1 protein-coding gene is annotated in these 968 nt (G+C 50.0%); it reads left to right on the plus strand.

Going from position 1 to position 968, the window contains the following annotated elements; translation table 11 throughout:
• Positions 1-576 (plus strand): hypothetical protein (locus PY990_RS16275; RefSeq protein ID WP_275272486.1); only part of this gene is annotated, 576 nt, incomplete at its 5' end.
• Positions 577-968 lie beyond the last annotated feature (392 nt).

A 968-nucleotide genomic window follows, 5' to 3' on the forward strand; every position in this document is an offset into this window, starting at 1 on the left:
CGGTCGGTTAGGCGAAAAATGCTCCGCGTTGCAAAGAAACACGCAATAGCGGCCAAATTCGAGGCGGATGCCTTGGACAAACTCGCAGGTGCCACTCAGTATCTGGGTGCACCTTCAAGCGACTACCGAGCAAGGGGATACCAAAAAGGGCTCCAGATGCGCCAGCGAGCCCTTGCTGGTATGCGTGGGTACAAATGCGATGTAAAGGCGCTCCTGAACGGTTTACAGGTTGAGATGCATGACGGGCGACTAGTCGATGCTCGAGACCTCGTTCGGGTAGAGGCCCAGATTCGCCCACCCACGAAAAAAGGCAAGTTAGCTTTGGCCACGTTGGACCCACAAGACTGCTTCGCCTTTTCCCCTTGGTTGGTAGACCTCGCTCAATCAGTGTTCGAGATGAACCTGGTCAAACTTGATGTAAGGGGTCAGAAAATCACTGATCTTGACCACAAAGTTAGTTGGATGGTTAAGCACTACGGCGCCACCATTCAGGAACTACTGGACATGTACGGCGCTCAGGATATGGGCGTGTTTCTGGCTAACGAGCTTGCAAAGCAAAAGCAGGCTCAAGGGTAGCGGGGTATGGGGCGCAGCGCCCATGTAGACCATCTTCACCAGTTCGTTACAAGGGCCGTTTTCGCGGCTCTTTTTTTTGCCCATCACCGGCTCACTTCGCGCCCTGCTGAACCTTTCACGAGTTCGTTACATCACCATTTGCCAATTCAATAACTCTGTAGTAATCTGATTCACGTTAATCACGTTAATCACGTTAATCACTCAAAATCGTGTACGTTGATTACTCAAATCCATGTGAAAAATTCACTCAAATTTAGGTGCCAGATGCCCAAGAAGAAAATTCAAGTCATGGTTGATTCCGAGCTTTACCAAAGCATTGAAGATTTTTGCAAGGTAACCCGCCAGAGTATGAGTGGTGCCGTTGCTGATTACTTGCTCATGGCCAAGCCTAC

Origin of the sequence: Limnobacter olei (assembly GCF_029087225.1) — a bacterium.
Taxonomy (GTDB): domain Bacteria; phylum Pseudomonadota; class Gammaproteobacteria; order Burkholderiales; family Burkholderiaceae_B; genus Limnobacter; species Limnobacter olei.